We start from the raw sequence: 20,191 nt of genomic DNA, 5'->3' as shown, positions 1-20,191 counted from the left end.
ATTATTCGCAGCAACAATCCTGATTGGAATGAAATTCCAGGATTTCCACCAGAATTGCCACGGAGTTTATCCCGTGATTTCGGTCAGTTCGACGGCCCGATGTTCCCTGGCCGAACGGTAGCAGGCTTCAACGAGAGCCATCGTCTTCAAGTTGTCTTCAGCGCTGATTTCTGGAATCTGATTGTCTTCGAGGGCACACAACAGCTGAGCCATCGGACCGACGAAGGCATCGGGGAACCAGACTTCATCCCACCGTGGCATGTGCCACTGCGGGGACTGCGTTGTGGTGTAATCGAGCGTGCTGGGAGTTCGTTCCGGGTAACTTGGCCAACCAATGGTGCCTCGCGCCATGCCGGATGTTCCTTCGACCCGCCAGCGGATGCCAATGTCGGCGGCGGATCCCTCCTTGGATGGCCCTGCCCAGACGTCATCACATCCCATGGCTCGCAGCCCGTTGGCATATTCGAGAATGTACAGGCAGATTCCGTCTTCGTGTGGAAATGTCGTGCGGGGATCGGGACGCACGCTCGCGTAAACCCGCACCGGGTCGCCAAACCAGTACCTGAGCGTGTCGAGATGATGAATACTCATGATCCGCAGCGTCACCCATCCCTGTCGGGACTGCCACGGCATCCAGTGCGGAATCGCGCGCATGTCGATGGTCGCGAGAACCGGTTCACCCAGCTTGCCACTGTCCAGCAGCGAGCGACACGCTCGCACCGACTGGTCATACCGCATGTTCTGGTTGACCGACAGAGTGATTCCTGCTTCGCGACAAAGCCGCACAGCTTCAACCGCCTGTTGGTAGTCGACCCCCAGCGGCTTTTGAGCCAGCACCCCGCGGATGTGATCTGCGTGAGTCACAATCTGCTGGATTACTGAAAGCTGCAAATCGGGGGGAACAGCAACGTCGACGACTTGCACAGCCGGGTTGGCAAGCAGCTCATTGTAGTCCGTGTACACATTGAGAATGCCATGGCGATGTGCGACGGAATCGGCCTGTTCCTGTCGGCGTGCAGCGATCGCGACGGGATTGAATCCCGCTTGCCGATACGCAACCAGATGACAATCGGACATGATGAAACCGGCACCGATACAGCCGATCCCTACCGATTTGTCGCGAGGGAGCCGAGGACGAAATTCGAGGTTGGCACAGTGATCATCAGACATGACGGTTCCTTCACCAGGCAGTTGAATCTCTGCAGTGCGCGGCGCGATGATACCATCGCCACCCATTCGCAGCCCTGCAGGAACGAGTGGAAATCTTCAGTCTGGCGATGTTGCCCAACCTGCTTCGTTCAGACGTCACCACGCAGCAGCCAGGCCGACGGATTCTCAATCGCCGAGCAGACGGTCTGAAGGAAACGGGCTGCGGGGGCGCCGTCAACGATTCGATGATCGAAGGTCAAGCTGAGTGTCAGTTGATCACGCGCAACGATCTGGTCGTCCACAACAACCGCTTCCCGCCGGATACGTCCCAGGCCGAGAACCGCCGTTTCAGGCAGATTGATAATCGGCGTGAAGGAATCAATTCCAAAAGAACCGAGGTTCGAAATGGTGAAGACCCCTCCCTGCATCTCCGAGACGGTCAGTGCTCCGGCACGAGACTTCTCAATCAATGCGGCAGACTGCTTCGCCAGTTCAAATAAACTGGACGAACTGACATTCCGGACGACGGGAACAACCAGGCCATCGTCCGTGTCGACGGCAAGTCCAATTTGCAGATCGGACTGTGGCGATGGAACGATCCATTGATCCCCTTCTGCTCGGGTCGCCAGCGCTAAATGCTGTTTCAGGGCCAAAGCAACCAGCTTGATGATGATGTCGTTGAACGACGGAACCAGGCCGTCTGTTGCTGCTTGTTTGAATTGCTTTCGCAGGCCGACGAGGTTCGTGGCATCAATCCGCGATGTGAGGGTCACGGCAGCCGTTTGCTGCTGGCTCGCCATCATTCGACTGGCGATGGTTCGACGGCGCGATGTCGGAGAGGTGCTCACGCTGCCTGCGGCTGCTGCAGGCGTTTGCTGGCTGGCTGACAGTCTGACATCCGCTTCACGGACTCGACCATCTCGCCCTGTTCCCCGCACGCGTCTCCAGTCGACACCCAGTTCCGCGGCGGTCCGTCGGGCTCGAGGACTCGAGAACTGTGAAACGACAGCGTTTGCCACTCGGGCTGGCGACGGAATGGTGTGATGAACGTCATCAGCGGTAATTCGGCCTGCGGGACCAGTCCCGCCGAGCGACGCCAGTTTGATCCCCTTTTCACGTGCCAGCCGGCGGACCGAAGGGGGGGCCGCGGGAGAGTCATGTCCCGTCGCCGGCACAGTCACGGATTGTGCGGTCGCTGGAACAGCGAGGGGACGCGCAACGGATGCTTCTGTGGCAGGGGGGGCACTCTGCTGAGGAGCGGACGGTCGAGGCGCTGACGGAGCGCTCGCGACCGAGTCTGGTATGGCTTCCCCTTCTGCGACGAGGTAGCCCAGCACCGCACCGACGGGAACAATACTCCCCGGTTTCGGCGCGCTCGCAGGAATTCGTAGGAAGCCTTCATCGACGGCTTCGATGTCTTGAGCTGCTTTCTCACCTTCCAGCTCGAATACGGCCTCACCTGCTTTGACGTAGTCGCCCTCCTGCTTCAGCCAGCGGACAAACGTTCCTTCTTCCATCGACCAGCCGAGACGGGGAACTGTGATCTCGAATGACATATTTCGATCAGCCTTGATGACGTGAGTGAATGGGCCGAATACTCAGGATCAACCGCAGACCGGTGGCCATTGGTTCTTCACCGGACCGCACTGTGTTGTCCGCACGACGTTACTCATTAATCAGTTCTCGGATGGCCTGAGCGATCGCGTCTGCATTCGGAATGACGGCGTGTTCCAGCGGTGGGCTGTACGGTGTCGGTGTGAAGGCGCCGTTCAGTCGTTTGATCGGAGCGTCCAGATCGTTGAATCCGCGATCGGCAACCTGCGCGGCAACATCGACAGCGAAACCACACGGGGCAAACCCTTCATCGATGACCAGCAGACGGCCTGTTTTCTTGACGGATTCCAGAATCGTATCAATGTCCAGCGGCAGCACCGTCCGGGGATCGATCAACTCCACAGAAATCCCTTCGGTCTGAAGTTTATCGCAGATCGATTGAGTCAAGACGACCATCCGGGCCAGAGCCACAACCGTTACGTCGGTCCCCGGGCGAACCACGGCTGCTTTCCCGAATTCGATCTCGTATTCTGTTTCCGGCACGGGACCTTTCAGTGACAGGATCTCGCGATGTTCAAGAAACAGGACGGGGTCATCACCGTTCAATGCCCGCTTGAACAAGCCTTTGGCGTCGTAAGGATTTGATGGGACGACGACCTTCAGCCCGGGGATCTGTGCGTACATTGCATAATAGTTGCCAGAGTGGTGCGTCGCTGCGGAGTGACCGATGCCGATGCAGCCTCGCAACAGCACGGGCATCTTCAGCCGACCGCTGCTCATGTACTGGATCTTCGCAATTTGATTGACGATTTCACCAACGCCATCAAGTACGAAATCAGCGAACATGAAATCGATGACAGGCCGGGTTCCTGTCATGCCGGCGCCGCAAGACAGGCCCACGAAACCTCGCTCACAGATCGGGGTATCACACAGGCGGACTGGACCGTGCAGAGCATAAAGCCCCGCGGTCGTTTTGAAGTTGCCGCCACGCTGCCCGATCCCTTCCCCCATCACAAAGATTTTCTCGTTCCGAGCCATCTCTTCGGAGAGCGCTTCATGCGTCGCCTGCGTCATGGTGATTTCACGAGCAACATTCGTTGGACGTGTGTTAATGATCGGCCGTCCCGAGGGGGCAGGCGTCTCGGAATAGACGTGTCTCGTCGCCGACTCGGGGCTGGGCAGGGGGCTCTCTTCCGCAAATTTGCGAGCCTCTTCCACGAGCGATTTCACTTCGGCATCGATCGCATCCAATTCGGCGGCGGTCACGATCTTGTCTTTGATTCCCTTCTCGCGCAGTCGAAGGAGGGGGCAGCGTTTTTTCCACTCTTCGACGTCTTCGCGCGTCCGATAGCCAAAATCGCCCATCCCTTCGGCATGGGCCCGCGTTCGATAGGTGACACACTCGATCAGTGTGGGACCTTCGCCCGCTCGGGCTCGAGCGACGGCCTCGCTGGCAGCTTGATGGACCTCCACGGCATCGTTGCCATCCACCGTCAGACCGGTCATTCCGTACGCCGCAGCACGGCTGCCGACGTTCGGGTTACCAGCCGCATACGAGAACGGAACTTCGGTAGCGAACTGGTTGTTTTCGCAGATGAACAAGACCGGCAATTTCCAGATGCTGGCCATGTTCAGGCCTTCGTGGAAGGCGCCATTATTGGTGGCGCCGTCGCCGAAGAAGGCGACAGCCACGTTGTCTGTTTTCATCAACTTGAAGCTGTAACCGCCGCCGCAGGCCTGCAGAATACAGGGGCCGACGATGCCGCTGGTACCCATCATGCCGACTTCCGGGGAAAACAGATGCATGCTGCCGCCGCGCCCTCGCGAACAGCCGGTTTCGCGCCCGAACAGTTCGGCGATCAACTCACGCGGCGGCATTCCCTTCGCCAGAGCATGACCGTGGCCACGGTGAGTACTGAAGACGACGTCTTCATGACGCAGGTGAGCGCAGACTGCACTGGCAATCGCTTCTTCACCGACGTACGTGTGACACGCACCGTGGATCAGGCCTCGCTGGTGACATCGAGCCAGTTCCTCTTCCGTTTGCCGGATGACCTGCATTGTCCGATAGAGCCCCAAATACGTCTGCTTCGATGGCGAGTTGGTCATCTTTGTGTTGAGATCCTTATGGAGTCAGCAAACAGAAACTGGACTGAAAGCGAGCCTTTCGGGGATGGCAGTACCCTGGAGGGATCAAGTGGCCGAATCCGGGTAACGCCGAGATCCTCCCCCGTTCATGGCGAGGTTTCCGCCATCCATGGGGATCAGTGCGCCCGTGATCCAGCTCGAGGCATCGGAAGCAAGCAGAACGGAAAGCCCCTGGATATCGTTGGGGTGACCGAATCGTCCCGTCGGAATGCCGGAAAGGAACTTCTGAGCCAGATTGGGGTCTTCGGCGATCCGCTTTTCCAGGGATGGATTCAAGACTTGAGCGGGAAGAATGGCATTCACGCGGACGCCGTGTGCGGACCACTCAGTACTGAGTTCACGGGTCATCTGTGCAACAGCGCCCATGGCCATACTGTAGGCAATATGGCCTCGACCGAGTGCGGTGAGGCTGGCGAGTGAGCCAATATTGACGATACTCCCCTGGCCAGCCGAGATCATGCGCCGACCCGCTTCCTGACACATGCAGAAACGCCCAAAAACCAGATTCCGCCAGGATTTTTCGATGTCTTCCAGCGATATCTCTTCTGGCTTTCCGAGCACCCCTTCACCCGCGACGTTGCCCAGAAAGTTGATCTTTCCAAATTGCTCGTCCAGCAGGGCGAACATTTTGCGAATGGAGTCCGGGCAGGAAACGTCACACTTCACGGTGACAGCTTTGCGCCCCAGTCCGCGAATCGCGTCAGCCGTTGCTTGAAGTCCTTCTTCGTTGAGATCTGCCAGCAGAAGGTCCGCCCCATGCTCTGCCAAGGCAAGTGACATCGCTTTTCCCAGACCACTCGCCGAACCCGATACCAATGCCACGCGTCCCGAGAGATCGAAAAGTGATGCCATATACTTGCCCTCATTCGGTAAGAGAATTGATGACGACGCAAATCCTCAGACTCTGTTCTTTTTCCGCCAAGACAACTGAAAAATTACGATATGCCCAGTAATTCTTTCAGGATGGGCCACTGTTTTGTGACAAAAACCAGATAGGACAGACCCAGATAGAATACCGCGCACAAGACCATGCCTGTCTTATGATACCATCTCGGCTGGATTTGTTTGGGAAGGAGTGTTGAATTGACCCATAACAATTGAAATGCAGTAATACCCAGCGCCAAATTGTTGAGGTTGGCGATAATCAGCGTCATCAGTTTGGGTGTACCATAAGTACTGAAGAGGTACGCGGCCACCAGCGTCCACAGCACGTACGAGAACAGGATCGTGTAGTAAATGTACTTCACCTGATCGTCGCGCATGTTGTCTCGCGCGTGCCGGTTGGCAGACCAGATGATGTCCGTCCAGCGGCGGCTGAAATCTTCGACGATCGACATCTGACTTGGGAGCAGTACGGTCAGTCCCACGAAAAGGGTGATCGTCCATAGCAAGCCACCCAACTGTGGTCCTAAATTCGGAGCGTGGCGGATGCCATCCGCAGTGATCATCGCCTGGGCCCATTCCAGCTTGTCTGTTTGATTATACAATCCTGAATGTGCGGCGAACTGAAGGGAGAGCAGAGCGGGTAATGCCATTCCCATGAAGCAACCGGGAGTCCAGACCAGGATCTGGTCCGTCAGAATGTATCGCCACCAACCGTTCCACTTTCGCAGATTGTCCGGGGTGATGAGGAATACCTTCCCCAAATGACTGAGAGTGATATCACGTCCCCCTACCGCACTGGCGATGGCACCGACCTGACTGCCCATTCCCCAGCCCTTGTCACGGACGTAGTTACTGTAGGTGGAATTGGCCAGTCCACCGCCCCCCGCGTAACCAGCGAAGGCTCCGAGAACGGCAATGTTCCCCAGTTCAATCATCGGCCATGTGCCAGTTGACCACATCTGTGTGAACACGTTCGCGATTGCATCCTGCCCATCGATTTTGACCGGAACATTTCCGAATCGAGCGAATCCACTCATCACGTTCCACCAGTGCAGGGGACTGACAAACAAGATTCCGATCGCCAGACAGAAGCCCAGCACAATGACGACTTTCGCCGTCATGACTGCCTGAAGCATGTTATAGACCTTCCCCCCAATCAGTACTGGGAAGGCGACAATCAGCAGACAGGCATAGGCAAGCATCGTCACGAGGTTTCGATCCTCGGCGCCGGGGGGACGGTCCAGCCAGATTCCCGCCATGACGGCTGCGGCATTGGTTGAGAGAGCAGGGATCAAAGCCGAGAGGTTGAGGAAGAGGATGACGGAAACCCAGAAGAGCGGGCCGGGTCTTTTCCGGAGAAAACCCGTCATGACAGGCTCGCCGCAATAGAGTGCGTAGCGGGCACATTCAATGTTATAGAAGACCTGAAGCACGATCGCGACTGTTGCGATCCACATGAGGTTGCCGCCGTAACGGGCTGTGACCTCCGGGCCAAGCAGCCATTCGCCGCCTCCAATCTGGATGCCCATCATGACGATACCCGGCCCCACGAAACCGGCCCAGTTTCGCAGTCCCAATGGTTTCGGTTCGGGTAACTCAGCCAAGTCCCATGCCGGAAGGCACGTGACCGGAAGGTCTGACGTGTTTGTCATAAAAAACACACCGAATTGTTAGGGGATGGAGATTCCGGCGGATACGGTAACCCAGTGAGTCGCGGGAATCAAACTCGCGAGCAGAACTCGTCTCAAACTTTGTGGTCACAGTGCCTCGACCATCACGGCACTGCTGAAACTTGAGCCCCTGGCGTTTTCGAGTGATGGGTGTAAACGCCTCCAGGGTATTCAATGGTGTCTGTTCCTCTTTTCGTCAGAAAAGACCTGAGCTTCCGTTTTCCCAGTTTCCCTGTCATTCGGTTACGACAGCTTTAATTTGGGTTGGCGTGCTCAAGAACGTCGCGAAAAGTTCGAAATCGACAAGAGTCGGGAAGCGAGATAATTTAATCGAGAGGCTGCGACACACACGGGATCGTTCGAAAAGCGTATGCTACCGCACTCCACTGCCGGAATGTGCTCAGGACATTCCAGTAGATACCGTAGACCTGGGCAATCATCGATGGCTACCGGGCTCTCCTGAGTGATTGCCGGTACGCGATCGGAATTCGGGATTAAAGGAATTGAAGATGCGAGTCTGGCCAGGGCACCCCTATCCGCTGGGCGCGAGCTGGGATGGAGCGGGAGTCAACATCGCGCTCTTTTCCGACAAAGCGACCAAGGTGGAACTTTGCCTTTTCGACTCTCCGCATGACCTCGAAGAGAGTCAGCGCATCGAGCTCACAGAACGCACCTACAACGTGTTCCATGGTTATTTTCCAGATCTTCGACCGGGGATGCTTTACGGATTTCGCGTACACGGACCTTACGCGCCCCAGAATGGCCTGAGATTCAATCCCAACAAGCTGCTGTTTGACCCGTATTCTCGGGCCGTGGGACGTCCCCTGAAGTGGGATGATTCGTTGTTTGGCTATCGGAAGGACGATGCACTGGGAGATCTGTCATTTGATGATCGCGATTCAGCTCCCTTCGCTCCTTTAAGTCTGATCGTCGATACCGCATTTACATGGGGAAAGGACGAGCGGCCCGATATTCCCTGGGAGCGAACGGTCATCTATGAACTGCACGTCAAAGGCTTCACGAGGTTGATGACAGAGGTTCCCGAGAAATTACGGGGGACCTACGCAGGTCTGGCGAGCGCACCTGCCATCGACTATCTCAAACGCCTTGGCGTGACCGCGGTTGAACTACTGCCGATTCACTTTCACGTCGATGAAGAATTTCTGACAGATCAACAGCGTGTGAACTACTGGGGCTATAGTTCGCTCGGTTTTTTCGCTCCCGATCCACGGTATTGCGCGACGCAAGATCCCGAGTTAATGGCTCAGGAATTCAAATCGATGGTTCGAACGCTCCATTCGTTCGGCATCGAGGTCATACTGGATGTGGTCTATAACCATACAGCGGAAGGAAACGAGCGGGGACCGACGTTGTCGTTTCGCGGCATCGATAATACCAGCTACTACCTGCTGGATGCGGAAGAAAAGCGCCGCTACATGGACTTCACGGGCTGCGGAAATACGCCCTACATGCGTCATCCACGCGTTCTGCAACTGATCATGGACAGTCTGCGGTATTGGGTTACCGAGATGCATGTGGACGGATTTCGATTTGATCTGGCCACGACGCTCGGACGCCAGTTCCACAACGTCGACTCTATGAGCAGTTTTTTCAACATCATTCATCAGGACCCGATTCTATCCCAGGTCAAGCTGATCGCAGAGCCTTGGGACGTTGGTGAAGGGGGGTACCAATCCGGCAAGTTCCCTGTGATCTGGACCGAATGGAACGGTCGATATCGTGACTGTGTCCGGTCGTTCTGGAAAGGGGACGGCGGAATGGTGAATGAACTGGCCACACGACTGGCAGGCAGCAGTGATCTCTACGAAGACAACGGACGAAAGCCATCTGCGAGTATCAACTTCGTCACGTGCCATGACGGGTTCACGCTCAACGATCTGGTCAGCTACAACACCAAACACAACGAAGCAAACGGTGAGGGCAACCGTGACGGCAACGACCATAATCTGAGCTGGAACTGCGGAGTCGAAGGTCCAACTGTTGATCCCGAGATCCTCGAGCTGCGTGCACGACAACAGCGGAATTTCCTGGCGACCCTGTTTGTTTCGCAGGGGGTCCCCATGCTGCTCGCGGGTGACGAACGGGCCCATTCAGCACAGGGCAACAACAACTGTTACTCGCAGGACAATTTCCTGTCGTGGCTCTCGTGGGACTTCAAACCGGCTCAGAAGCGGCAGTTAGACTTTGTCCGGCGACTGATCCAAATTCGCAAAGAGCAGCCCGCACTCTCGCGTCGCCGATTCTTCAAGAGCTCCGTTCAGGGAGACGATGTTGACGACATTTACTGGCTCGACAACTCGGGCCACCGGATGAGTGAGGCGGCGTGGAGTGATACCTCGCGCCGGTCGCTCGGCATGCTCCTGCTGGGACATTGCAGTCAGATCGATGAGCAGGGGGCCTGTATCATCGGTGATAACCTGCTGGTCCTGCTGAATGCGGGAGAAAGTCCGGTGCCATTCACGATGCCGCGAGCGGTCCAGAGATTCAAAGCCATTGACCGGCTGTTCGATACATACCATGGTTCGACCGACATCGTGAAATACGAGACCGCAAACCCCTATGTCCTTGAGCCAAGAAGCATGGCCCTGTTCCGTCACAGGATTGGAGATTGACCGCGAACGCAGTTGTCCGCGCTCGTTCCTCTCGCATTTCTTGCAATGGCCGACAGAGGATGTGTACGCGGAGCCGGTGGAGCAGGACCGTCGACATTAAACGTCAGGCCTGAGTCTCCCATATCGAAAACTGGCTCTGGAGGCATCGAGTCGTTCGATGCGTCTGCGCGCCAGTTTCGAATGGCGGGATTTGAATTGCCGGCCCCGCTACGGGGGCGGCGTTGGCTCCGCGGTTTCTTCACCCCTTTTCGAAACTTTGCGTCAACGATCGCAATTGGGTCAGTTGGTCAATCAGCCGAGGCAGTTCTGAGAGCGGGACCATATTGGGACCATCGCTCAAAGCCTTGTCCGGGTCAGGATGGGTTTCGAAGAAGACACCATCGCAGCCACTGGCGACAGCGGCACGGGCGAGGAAAGGGACCATGTCGCGGCGACCACCCGTGGTGGCGCCACCGGGCAACTGAACACTGTGCGTGGCATCAAAGATGACAGGTGCGCCGAACGACTGCATGACAGGGATGCAGCGGAAGTCGTTGATCAGCCGACCATACCCGAACATTGTTCCCCGTTCGGTGAGCAGGACATTCTGATTTCCCGAGGCTTCGCACTTTTTGACGACGTGAACCATGTCTTCAGGGGCGATAAATTGCGGCTTTTTGACGTTGATAATCCCGCCGTGTTGAGCCGTTGATTTTGCCACTGCTTCCACCAGATCGGTCTGTCGGGCCAGGAAGGCGGGGATTTGCAGAATCTGACAGACTTCCGCCGTCGGTTCGGCCTGCGCTGGTTCGTGGACATCGGTTGTGAGAGGTAATCCCGTCTCTGCACGAACCTTCGCCAGGATTTCCAGGCCCCGTTCCAGTCCCGGTCCGCGAAAACTGTCAACGCTCGTGCGATTGGCCTTATCGAAGCTCGATTTGAAGACGATTTGAACGCCTTTCGACTCCGAGATCTCCGCCAGCTTCCTGGCGATCTGCATGACAAGCTCTTCGCTTTCAATCACGCAGGGCCCCGCGATGAACAACAGGGGAAGACCTCGACCGCATTTCCAACGCCCGACCTGGACGGGATTATTTGGCACAATAGCTCCTTCTAGAAATGTAGCGACTCCTCGAGTTCGCCGGTGCTCCGGTCCGATGTCGCAGAAATGGTGTCAATCGCGGCCTCTTTTGGGCTGCAGGTCCATTACTGCACTCGACGTACTTCACGGGCGATCCAGTACCGAATCTTATCGACGGAAAGAGATTCCCGCGACTCCGGCTTGAGCCAGATCAGGAGACTCGCTTCGAACACGACGCGTCATGACGACGTGGGAAATCCTGCGGCTCGTTCGAAGTAGAGTCCCCTCCGGGAACGATTTGTCACGTTCCGAGTTGTCCGGTCCACGTCAGTAACTGTTTCCAGAACGACGCATAATCGTGTCCGACTTCGATCCCCTGTGACTGAGCAGCCTGACCCGTGACGCGGGGCAAACCCCAGTCAACAAAGCCCCCCACCCAGTGAGGAGCGACGTCGCTGAGGAACGAGGCGGTTCGGCCTTTCCCGTACTGACCGGTGACCAGAGCGGGGTACTTCTGATCTGGCGTGAACGACCAGCCCGAGTTGCTCGAGCCTGCGGAATTCGATGTCCCGGCGTATGTCACCTTAAAGGTGTGAGCTTCCAGGACCACTTTGGAATCGGGTTTTGGTGTCACGCGGTTCATCCCGCCAATTGCAGGAGGTCGCGTGAGCCACGGCAGGCCGCTGATGGCGGGATGCTCGGTTGCCGGGACCAGCCACGCGGATTGGTCAAAGTTCATTCTGTCATCCTTGGCCGCGATCTCCACGGGCAAGGCGGCCGCCAGAGGGGTCCCGTTCCAGTCACCGCCGAATCCGTGATACGACTCCCACCCGCCGATCATCAAGAGCCCGCAGCCTTGCTGAATGAGCTTGAGAGCCGCTTCCTGGCATTCTGGAGCAAAGTTGGCGGCCGGGTAGTCGCTGAGGATCAGCAAGGATCGAGGTTTCTCAAGGTCCGCGATACTGATTCGCTGGTTGCTGGGGATGTACTGAAAATTAAAGTTCCAGGTTGTCAACATACCTGCCAGATAGGACGCGGCGCCGTACAGGTCAGTGTCGCCGCAATACAAAATCGATCCGCTCACAGATTCACTCTCCCGAGAAAAGTAGGTGCGCAATCTTAGTGGATGGCGCTTCCCGCCGTCTGCCCCGCAATGTCGCTTCCGTGGCTGGAAATGTCGATCGCAAGATCAGAGCAAGGTGAAAAAGTGCGGCAGAATAATCGCGGATGGCCAGTTTCATTGATCGAAGTCCCGAAAACCCCGCCGGTGAGCTTGCAGACCTGGCGCAATTTGGTTGTATTGATCCCCTCGCCTAGCACTGTAATTGCCCCCCGCGAATAAGGCTTCCCTCAATGCATGGATTTGAAACTGCAGCATCGCCAGAAGAACCAACGCGCTCTTCAACTCCCTGGTGGAAAGATCTGTCACGCTATCACTGGTTTGTGCTGGTTGTGGCAGCGCTCGGTTGGCTCTTCGACACGATGGATCAGCAGCTTTTCAACCTGGCTCGCGTTCCCGCGATGCGCGAACTGCTCGCACCGGCTCCCGGTGTTTCCCCAGCTCAGGCGGACGTTGAGTTCTATGGCTCAATTTCCACGTCGATCTTTCTGCTGGGCTGGGCGACGGGCGGTCTAGGCTTTGGAATTCTGGGTGACCGGATCGGCCGAGCCAAGACGATGCTCCTGACAATTCTGCTCTATTCGGCCTTTACAGGACTGAGTGCTCTTTCCTGGGACCCATGGAGTTTTGCCGCGTTTCGATTTTTGACCGGCCTGGGTGTGGGTGGGGAATTTGCCGTTGGTGTGGCACTCGTAGCCGAAGTGATGCCCGTTCGGGCGAGACCATTCGCGTTGGGGTTACTCCAGGCACTGTCTGCTGTGGGAAATATCTCGGCCGCGGTGATCAGCCTTGTTCTATTCGAACTCGAAGAACGGGGGGCGGTGGGGAGCGCCTGGCGAATCATGTTCGTGATTGGGGCCTTGCCCGCGCTGCTCGCGATCCTGATTCGTCGACGATTGAAGGAGCCTGAACAGTGGCAGGCCGCTTCGGACGAACAACTCCAGAAGCAACTTGGATCGTACAGTGAACTGTTTGGTAACCCCACTTGGCGGCGAAACGCGATTGTCGGGCTGATCATGGCGGCGTCCGGGGTGATCGGACTGTGGGGCATCGGATTCTTCAGTATCGACCTGACCCGGTCCGTCTTCCGCAAGTCCTTCGAAAACGACCTGCGCGTGGCAGGTGAGGCCGAGAAGGACCGGGAATTTATTCGACTGCTTGTCAGCAAGCCCCAGTTACTGAGCGAGGCAAAAGCGGTCCCGTTCCCCAATCAGTTGTTGTCACCGGCGGCAGGAAATAAAGACGCTGAAGTCATCTACTCTGAAGTACAAAAGAGAGTAAAAGCCGGGGAAACGCCGACCGCATCGGAGATTGCCTCGAGCCTGTCCAAAACGGATGACGAGCGAGCGCGTCGGTTGGAATATCTTTCAGGCGAAGAAGTTTCAGGCGATGCCGCCGCGGTCGAGGGGCATACCGACCGCATTTCGAAACGAGCGAAGAAGCTGACGAATCAGTTGGGGCGTTGGGCGGCATTCACATCTGTCATGCTCAACATTGGTGCCTTCTTCGGGATCTATGCCTTCACCTACGTCACCTATTACACCGGTCGCAAGCCCGCCTTCGCGGTCGCTTTTGTCCTCGCAATGCTCAGTACAGTGATGGTGTTCGGGTACCTCACCGAGTTCAGCCAGATCTTCTGGATGATTCCCATTATGGGTTTTTGCCATCTCGCTCTGTTCGGTGGATACGCCATCTATTTCCCCGAGCTCTTCCCGACGCATCTGCGCAGCACAGGGACTTCGTTCTGCTACAACGTGGGGCGCTTCGTGGCGGCGTCCGGACCGTTCGCTCTGGGAGCTTTCAGCAAGTTCGTGTTCCACGGGTATGAGGAACCGATGCGTCAGGCGGGAGTGACGATGAGTGCCATCTTCCTGATCGGATTGCTCGTTCTACCATTCGCCCCAGAGACCAAAGGCAAACCGCTACCGGAGTAACGTTCTCCCGAGGTATCTAAAGCTGTCGATGGGGATCCGGCGTTTAAGTTCTGAAATTGGCGGTCTCATCAGGACGACTGATGTGATTGTTCAATATGATGAGTTGGAACCTGGAAACGCTTGAAACCGGATCCCGCGCCCCTGGCGGCGTGGGATCCGTCTCATTGAGGCAGCCCGGGCGATGGTTCCTGCGTCCGCATGCGGCAGAGAGGCGAACATGTTTCTGGTGCGATCCGAGAGCGCACGCCCTGGGGTCGGGTGCTCAGATCTCAAAACTGGCTAACATTCGATCAGAACGATCGACTCACTCGGAAGCCAGTTTTGAAATTTGAGTACCCGAGCCCAGTTTGTTGAAACGCCTCTCGCTGACCCACGTCGGGGCTTGGTTCCGGTCTACAGAATCGCGAGTGCCTGCTTGGTGCGCTCAAGTAATGGCGAGTCAGGTTCGCCTGCGCCTCGCAGGTAGTAGACACTCGCGGCCATCAGTTGCGGGCGAACGGCTGGGCTGGCGTACGAAAAATCTTCGAAGGCCGAGGCCGCAAACTTGAAGTCGTGCGAGTCCGTCCCCTTGGTGAAGATCAAATGCCGGGCTGCATCGAAGAACCGGGCGGGATCTCCTCCATGGCGACTGTAAGCCAGCACCTGCGCGGCTGCCGTATCCCGATTCTGTCGCAATCCATCGAAGACCGCTTCAATGGACGGTGGAACTGCATCGCTCGGTTGGAATGCGTCGATGTTCGGCTTATCGGGGAAGCGGCCACGTTGCCGCGTCCCCTCGCGGAACAACGCGATCCACGATGCCGCCTGCAGCAACGCGACTCGCCGCGTTGAATCGTTTCCACTTTGTCGAAAGATGAAGAACAGGGCGTTAGTGGCTGTCGTCGCGTGAAGGGGGACAATTGCCTGTTCTCGCATCAGAAGCTCTCCGGCTGCCAGCAGGATGGCATCCCACAGAGAGCTTGCAGCCACGCCTCGATTGAGTTGAGTGACCACTGCCTGGGCCGCTTCTTCCGTAGTGGCGACGCGCAAGGACTGAACCATTGACCGAGTGACGTCGGGGTCGGGTTTGCCGTCCATCCAGTCACCGCGGATCTTGCCGGCCAATTCCCGATTCTTATCGTAGGGGGCGGCTGAGTCCGTGTTTCCCCCATTAAGCAACCCGTAGACGAGCGACCGCATCACTGGCTCGGCATGTTCCCAACCGATCAAGTCCAGCGTGCGGCCCGCACAGGCTGCAAAGATCGCTTTATGCCCGATGTTTTGCCAGTCTCGAATCGCGTACGGCCAAACTATTTCCATAACTTCGGTGGAACTGGCGGATCGGCAAAGTCCCGCGATAGAGACGTCAGCGGCCGCTTCGTCCCAGCGGTCCATGGCCTCGATGAAGCGTGCTCGTGACTGAGAGGCCGAAGGGACCTCTGCATCGCGAACAGCAGATAAGGTCCAGTCTCCTTCTTTGACGTCCTGGGCCTGCGCGCCTTTGAAATTATCGAGCGCCCAGAAGAACGGAAGAAGACGATCGGCCTGCGATGCATCGAGCGAAAGTTGATGGGCCGCACCCATCACCATCACCGCGTGAAATTTGAACCCGACTGGGCGGGGTTTGATATTGCGGATTCCAGCGAGAAAGAGACCTCCGACGAGTTGCCGATAGGGAAGTCCGTTTTTGAGTTTTTCAACCGCCTGCTCCAGAATCTTCTCGCGTGGAGCCTGCTCAATCCAGCGGACGACTCCTTCCATTTCGGAGCGGAACTGGACAATTGTGGGATCTATTGCCACGTCTTCCGCTCGGGCGGATGTCAGTGAATTCAATGAGCACCAAGCGGCGCTGCCAGTGACGAGCGTACCACCGAGGTCACGGAGAAACTCGCGACGATCAATTGGAAACATGCTGTTCCTTTCCAAGCGGATGGAATCATCGAGCGGAATGGCCCACCAATTTGCCAGTGTAGCAACTGGATGAGCTGATTTCCTGATCCAGCGTGCGCTGGGAAGATTTTGACACGAGTTTGATGAGAGGACTCTAGAGACCAGTCCGTTGGATCCAGGGAACATTTCGCTGAAAAAATGGCCCCTTAAAAAAACGGGCCTCTTTCGTAGCTCGGGTCTTGTCGGGGTTGATACGATGCGCGTCTAATCCCACATGAAGCAGGATGGCAGCCAATGACGGGCGAATTTACCTCTGTACCGACACCGAACTCGATTCGACGTCTCAACCAGATCATGGAGACAATGCGCGAATTGAGTTTGCAGACTGACCCGCAGGCCATGGTACGCGAGTACTATGAGCGGATGAGGCAGGTCAATCCGCAAATTGATCGACGCCTGGCCATGAGTCGGCGTGAACTCTCCTATCCGGACTTCCTCATCACGCGATACAGCGAATGGGAAGATGATATCGATCCCTGGAAAGAGCCCGAGCGTTTGCCCTTACTGTCTGGTGGAATCCTCGCTGAACTGATCTACGGAAACGAACCGCGGATCATCAACAACCTGAACGTGTCTCCTGACGATCCTGCTTACGAATATCTCGAAGGACAGCACTCGCTGCAGGCGATCCCGCTGCTCGACCAGGGTTTGTCGCTGAACATGTCCCTGCATATGCGGCGGGTCCCAAACGGCTTCTCGTATGAGAACCTGCCCGAATCAGTTTGGCTGGCAAACTTGTTCGGACGCGCCACCAGTACTCTCGTCCTGGCCGAGCGACTGAAGGAAGCTTATGAAGAGATTGATCGCGAACTGAAAGCGGTCGCCCGGATTCAGCGGTCGCTGCTGCCGATCAAGCTCCCTCAGATCCCCCGGATGAAACTCGCGGCGTCGTACCAGACAGCGCGACGGGCCGGTGGTGACTACTACGATTTCTTTCCACTGGGGGGCGGGCTTTGGGGGCTACTGATCGCGGACGTCAGCGGCCATGGAACACCGGCGGCCGTAATGATGGCCGTAATGCACAGTATTGCGCATACGTTCCCCGGCTCGACGATTACCCCGGGGGCGATGTTGAACTACCTGAACGATCGCCTGTGTCAGCACTATGTCGGTAACACCGGCACATTTGTGACGGCATTTTACGCTATCTTCGATCCCCAGACACTGCGGTTAACCTACTCGTCAGCTGGTCACAATCCCCCGCGGCTGCGACGAGGTGACTCGGGCAAGATCAGCTCGCTCATTCACGCGCAGCATTTTCCGCTGGGCGTGATGCATTCTTTCCGTGCAGTGGAGGCGGCGATTGATCTACGTCCTGGAGATCAGTTGGTCCTATACACGGATGGGATTGTGGAAGCCGCAGGACCCGACCAGGAACTTTACAGTCTGTCACGACTGGACCACGAGATTTCGAACACATCTCTGGATCCTGAGCAGACGGTTCAGACGCTGCTCAATTCGGTTGCTGAGTTCTCGTGTGGAACACCCGCCTCGGATGACCGGACGCTCGTCGTAGGCACGATTGTCTGACGGAGCTTCAAGACAATTTGTGAAAAGGTGAGAGAATAAAACGTCGCTGCCTGTCTGTCTCGGGCCTGAAACAAGAGTGACAGCAGGGGCGCTTGACTGACCTGCTGCTGTCAACCCACATTACCTCAATTGTCGAAGTAACTGACCGGTTGCGACTGACCACTCGTGAATGGTCCCCTCGAAGCTGGCCGAGACCAGTGTCTGATCGTTAGGGCCAAAGACCAGACCTCTTACGATTCCATACTGACCTTTCAATTCTTTGGGAGGCTGTTCGGGTTCGGAGAGATTCCAGATGCGAGTTTTGTGATCGAATCCCCCGCAAGCCAGTTGAGTTCCATCGAGCGAGAACGACACTGCCCGTGCGAACATGAAATCGAGTCGCTGATGCCAGACCTGCTTACCCGTGGTCGTATCGAACACAATCACGTCGCCGTGCTGATTTCCCACGGCAAGATAGCGACCGTCACTGGTCCATTCTGAGCAGCAGCAGAATCCCGTCAGCCCCTGCAATTCCACTTTCGACTGCCCGGTTCGGGAATCACAGAAGTAAGGGGTCGCCTGGTCTGCCGAGACGAACAGGCGGTTTCCATCGGGAGAGAGGTTGTTTTCGACGTTCAATGGCTCGAGAGTGAACTCATGGCGTTTGGGTTCTTCGTCTCGAAGTTCCCACCCAATGGCGTTCCCTTCGAGTGTCATCACGATCGCGTACGTTCCGTCCGCAGAGACGTTGACGGTGGCAGAAGTTTGAGACTGCGTGCCGAACTCTTCGGAGATGAGAATTTCTCCTCGTCGAAAGATGTCGACCCGGTGGTGAATGGCTCCCCCTTCAGCCCATTCGGAAAGATGTGCGACGACTGAGTTCCTTTGGGAGGCGTCATAGGCGATGACTTCGGGAAAAATGGTCTGTTGCGTGACGTCTCCGGTATCGAGAGAAATTTCGTCGTGCTGGCCTCCCCAGACATGAGCCAGGACAGCCCCGCGTTCACGGTCGACGTTCAGTGCCAGGACGGGAAGCAGCTTTCTAGCGTTTGGCTGTTTGTCGGCGGCAAGATGAACCTTCATAAATGCCGAGGACTGCCAGAGACAGACGGTGACAATAGAGACTGCGGACGCAAGGACGAAGACCTCGCGTAAGGCACCCAAACAGAAGAACCCCGTTCGTTGATGTCGGGGGCTACTCAGATTCAGGCGGGGCCGATGGACTAACACAAGAAACTCCCTAAACTCTCGGAAAACTCTTGAGACGCACTCACTTAATGGCTGACTCGTTCAGCCGGCGTGCGCAAGTTTTCTGCAAAAGCGATCTACTTGCTTCAAATTGTGGAGAATGATCGCGTCGACTACTGCCTTATTATCAGGCTCCTTGTCGGGAGTGTGAACAACGCAGACCGCATGCCACTTCTCGGTTGGGATTTCCGAAGTGCTCGTAAGTTGTTTTTAGGTATATATTTCTGATGCTGTGTGGCTGTTTCAAAGGGAGTGATAGTGAACAAAAGCTTCGGCAAGCCGCAGAGGTGAACTCGGGGAATATGCGATCTTGTTAAGCGTTCTTGCAAGCAACATGAACAATTCTATTGCGAAGGTGTCCGTTTATTTGAGGCGGCCTATTGAAAGGGGTCCTTGTGTCTGCCCGAGTGCTGGTAAAATAGGCAATCATTCGCGCACAATAGACGCACGAACCTCGCCCGTGTGACATTGGATCCCACGACTCAGCTTTTAATCCTTGCGCCAGAAAGTGCGTTCTATGCGTTCCCGCGAACTGGTCATCTGTGGCCTCAACGCCGTTCGCTCTCGTTTCGAAACAGCGTCCAGCACGGTGAAACGGCTTTTTTTCACTCTTCCCATCGCACCGGAGATCGGTGACCTTTGCAGATGGATGGCCAAAGAACGGCTTGTTTACCGCTGTGTTGAACCCGAAGAACTTGAACGCATTTCGGGGTCCATCCATCACGGCGGGGTTGTGGTAGTGGTGCAACCGCCCCAGATCCGCTCACCCCGCCTGGATGAAGTCCGTCAATGGGCCAGCAGTGGTCTTTCGCTGCTGATTCTTGACCGGGTGAGCAACGTGCACAATTTAGGTGCAATCATCCGAACGGCCGCTTTCTTTGGGGTCACAAAGCTGATCATTCCCGATCATCCTCAGGCGGCACTGCCGACCGAGGCGACCTATCGCGTCGCCGAAGGGGGGCTGGATCACGTCGAGGTCTTCTGTGTGGACCATCTACCTGGCTTTCTGCGAGCGATCCGCCCCTACTACTTTATTGTCGGTGCTGCGACCCGTGGTGGTTCGCCCACAAAAGGAAGAAACCAGGAACGGCCCTATGCCATCGTTTTGGGCAACGAAGAGCTTGGGCTGGATCGGGAAGTGATGAGTGCCTGTCACGAGCTGACGACCATTCCCGGATCCGGGTTTGTCGAGTCTCTGAATGTTTCTGTCACGGCGGCGATCCTTCTGTGGGAACTGATTCGTTCGCCTGAACGCCCTGATACTCCTCGGTTTCCTAATGGACCCATCTCGGGTCGAGCGCTGTAGTTTATTTCATCAACCTATTGTCCCATCCCATCTGTCGGGTCCGTTT

Annotated in this window: 13 protein-coding genes; 4 read left to right on the top strand and 9 right to left on the bottom strand. The window is 56.5% G+C overall.

What is annotated here, in order from left to right; translation table 11 throughout:
• Positions 1-66 precede the first annotated feature (66 nt).
• The 5 genes from ACGY09_RS03970 to ACGY09_RS03950 form a co-directional block, all read right to left on the bottom strand.
• Complete coding sequence (locus ACGY09_RS03970) at positions 67-1,170, bottom strand: Gfo/Idh/MocA family protein (RefSeq protein WP_397570542.1); 1,104 nt, start codon at positions 1,168-1,170, stop codon at positions 67-69.
• Positions 1,171-1,298: 128 nt separating this feature from the next.
• A complete protein-coding gene (locus ACGY09_RS03965; protein WP_397570541.1) occupies positions 1,299-2,705 on the bottom strand; it encodes a 2-oxo acid dehydrogenase subunit E2 in 1,407 nt (468 codons plus the stop codon).
• Positions 2,706-2,814: 109 nt separating this feature from the next.
• On the bottom strand, positions 2,815-4,812 hold the full coding sequence (locus tag ACGY09_RS03960; RefSeq protein ID WP_397570540.1) for a pyruvate dehydrogenase complex E1 component subunit beta: 1,998 nt from the start codon (positions 4,810-4,812) through the stop codon (positions 2,815-2,817).
• Positions 4,813-4,896: 84 nt separating this feature from the next.
• Entirely contained in the window at positions 4,897-5,703 is an 807-nt protein-coding gene (locus ACGY09_RS03955; protein ID WP_397570539.1) for an SDR family NAD(P)-dependent oxidoreductase, read from the bottom strand.
• A gap of 83 nt (positions 5,704-5,786) precedes the next feature.
• The gene (locus ACGY09_RS03950) at positions 5,787-7,388 is read right to left on the bottom strand and encodes an Nramp family divalent metal transporter (RefSeq protein ID WP_373651489.1); all 1,602 of its coding nucleotides are present in this window, start codon (positions 7,386-7,388) and stop codon (positions 5,787-5,789) included.
• A gap of 527 nt (positions 7,389-7,915) precedes the next feature.
• Here ACGY09_RS03950 and glgX point away from each other — a divergent pair.
• Entirely contained in the window at positions 7,916-10,039 is a 2,124-nt protein-coding gene (glgX, locus tag ACGY09_RS03945; protein WP_397570538.1) for a glycogen debranching protein GlgX, read from the top strand.
• Positions 10,040-10,277: 238 nt separating this feature from the next.
• Here glgX and kdsA read toward each other — a convergent pair whose 3' ends face one another.
• A complete protein-coding gene (gene kdsA, locus ACGY09_RS03940; RefSeq protein WP_373653883.1) occupies positions 10,278-11,123 on the bottom strand; it encodes a 3-deoxy-8-phosphooctulonate synthase in 846 nt (281 codons plus the stop codon).
• 277 nt (positions 11,124-11,400) lie between these two features.
• Entirely contained in the window at positions 11,401-12,183 is a 783-nt protein-coding gene (locus ACGY09_RS03935) for a glutamine amidotransferase (RefSeq protein ID WP_397570537.1), read from the bottom strand.
• Between the two features lie 269 nt (positions 12,184-12,452).
• Between ACGY09_RS03935 and ACGY09_RS03930 the strand changes: the two genes are divergently transcribed.
• Entirely contained in the window at positions 12,453-14,153 is a 1,701-nt protein-coding gene (locus tag ACGY09_RS03930; protein ID WP_397570536.1) for an MFS transporter, read from the top strand.
• A gap of 393 nt (positions 14,154-14,546) precedes the next feature.
• On the opposite strand, the gene ACGY09_RS03925 is transcribed toward ACGY09_RS03930, so the two are convergent.
• Positions 14,547-16,043 (bottom strand): hypothetical protein, encoded by a 1,497-nt coding sequence (locus ACGY09_RS03925; protein WP_397570535.1) that lies wholly within the window; start codon positions 16,041-16,043, stop codon positions 14,547-14,549.
• A 273-nt stretch (positions 16,044-16,316) separates the two neighbouring features.
• On the opposite strand from ACGY09_RS03925, the gene ACGY09_RS03920 reads away from it, so the two are divergent.
• Entirely contained in the window at positions 16,317-17,612 is a 1,296-nt protein-coding gene (locus ACGY09_RS03920; protein ID WP_397570534.1) for a PP2C family protein-serine/threonine phosphatase, read from the top strand.
• A 120-nt stretch (positions 17,613-17,732) separates the two neighbouring features.
• Here the strand turns inward: ACGY09_RS03920 and ACGY09_RS03915 are convergent, their stop codons facing one another.
• Positions 17,733-18,821, bottom strand: a complete 1,089-nt coding sequence (locus tag ACGY09_RS03915) for a WD40 repeat domain-containing protein (protein ID WP_397570533.1) — start codon at positions 18,819-18,821, stop codon at positions 17,733-17,735.
• Positions 18,822-19,356: 535 nt separating this feature from the next.
• Here ACGY09_RS03915 and ACGY09_RS03910 point away from each other — a divergent pair.
• Positions 19,357-20,145 carry a TrmH family RNA methyltransferase gene (locus ACGY09_RS03910; protein ID WP_397570532.1) on the top strand — a complete coding sequence of 263 codons (789 nt, stop codon included), beginning with the start codon at positions 19,357-19,359 and terminating at the stop codon, positions 20,143-20,145.
• Positions 20,146-20,191: the final 46 nt, after the last annotated feature.

Source organism: Schlesneria sphaerica (genome assembly GCF_044336245.1).
GTDB lineage: Bacteria > Planctomycetota > Planctomycetia > Planctomycetales > Planctomycetaceae > Schlesneria > Schlesneria sphaerica.
This window is presented reverse-complemented; position numbering and strand designations above follow the sequence as displayed.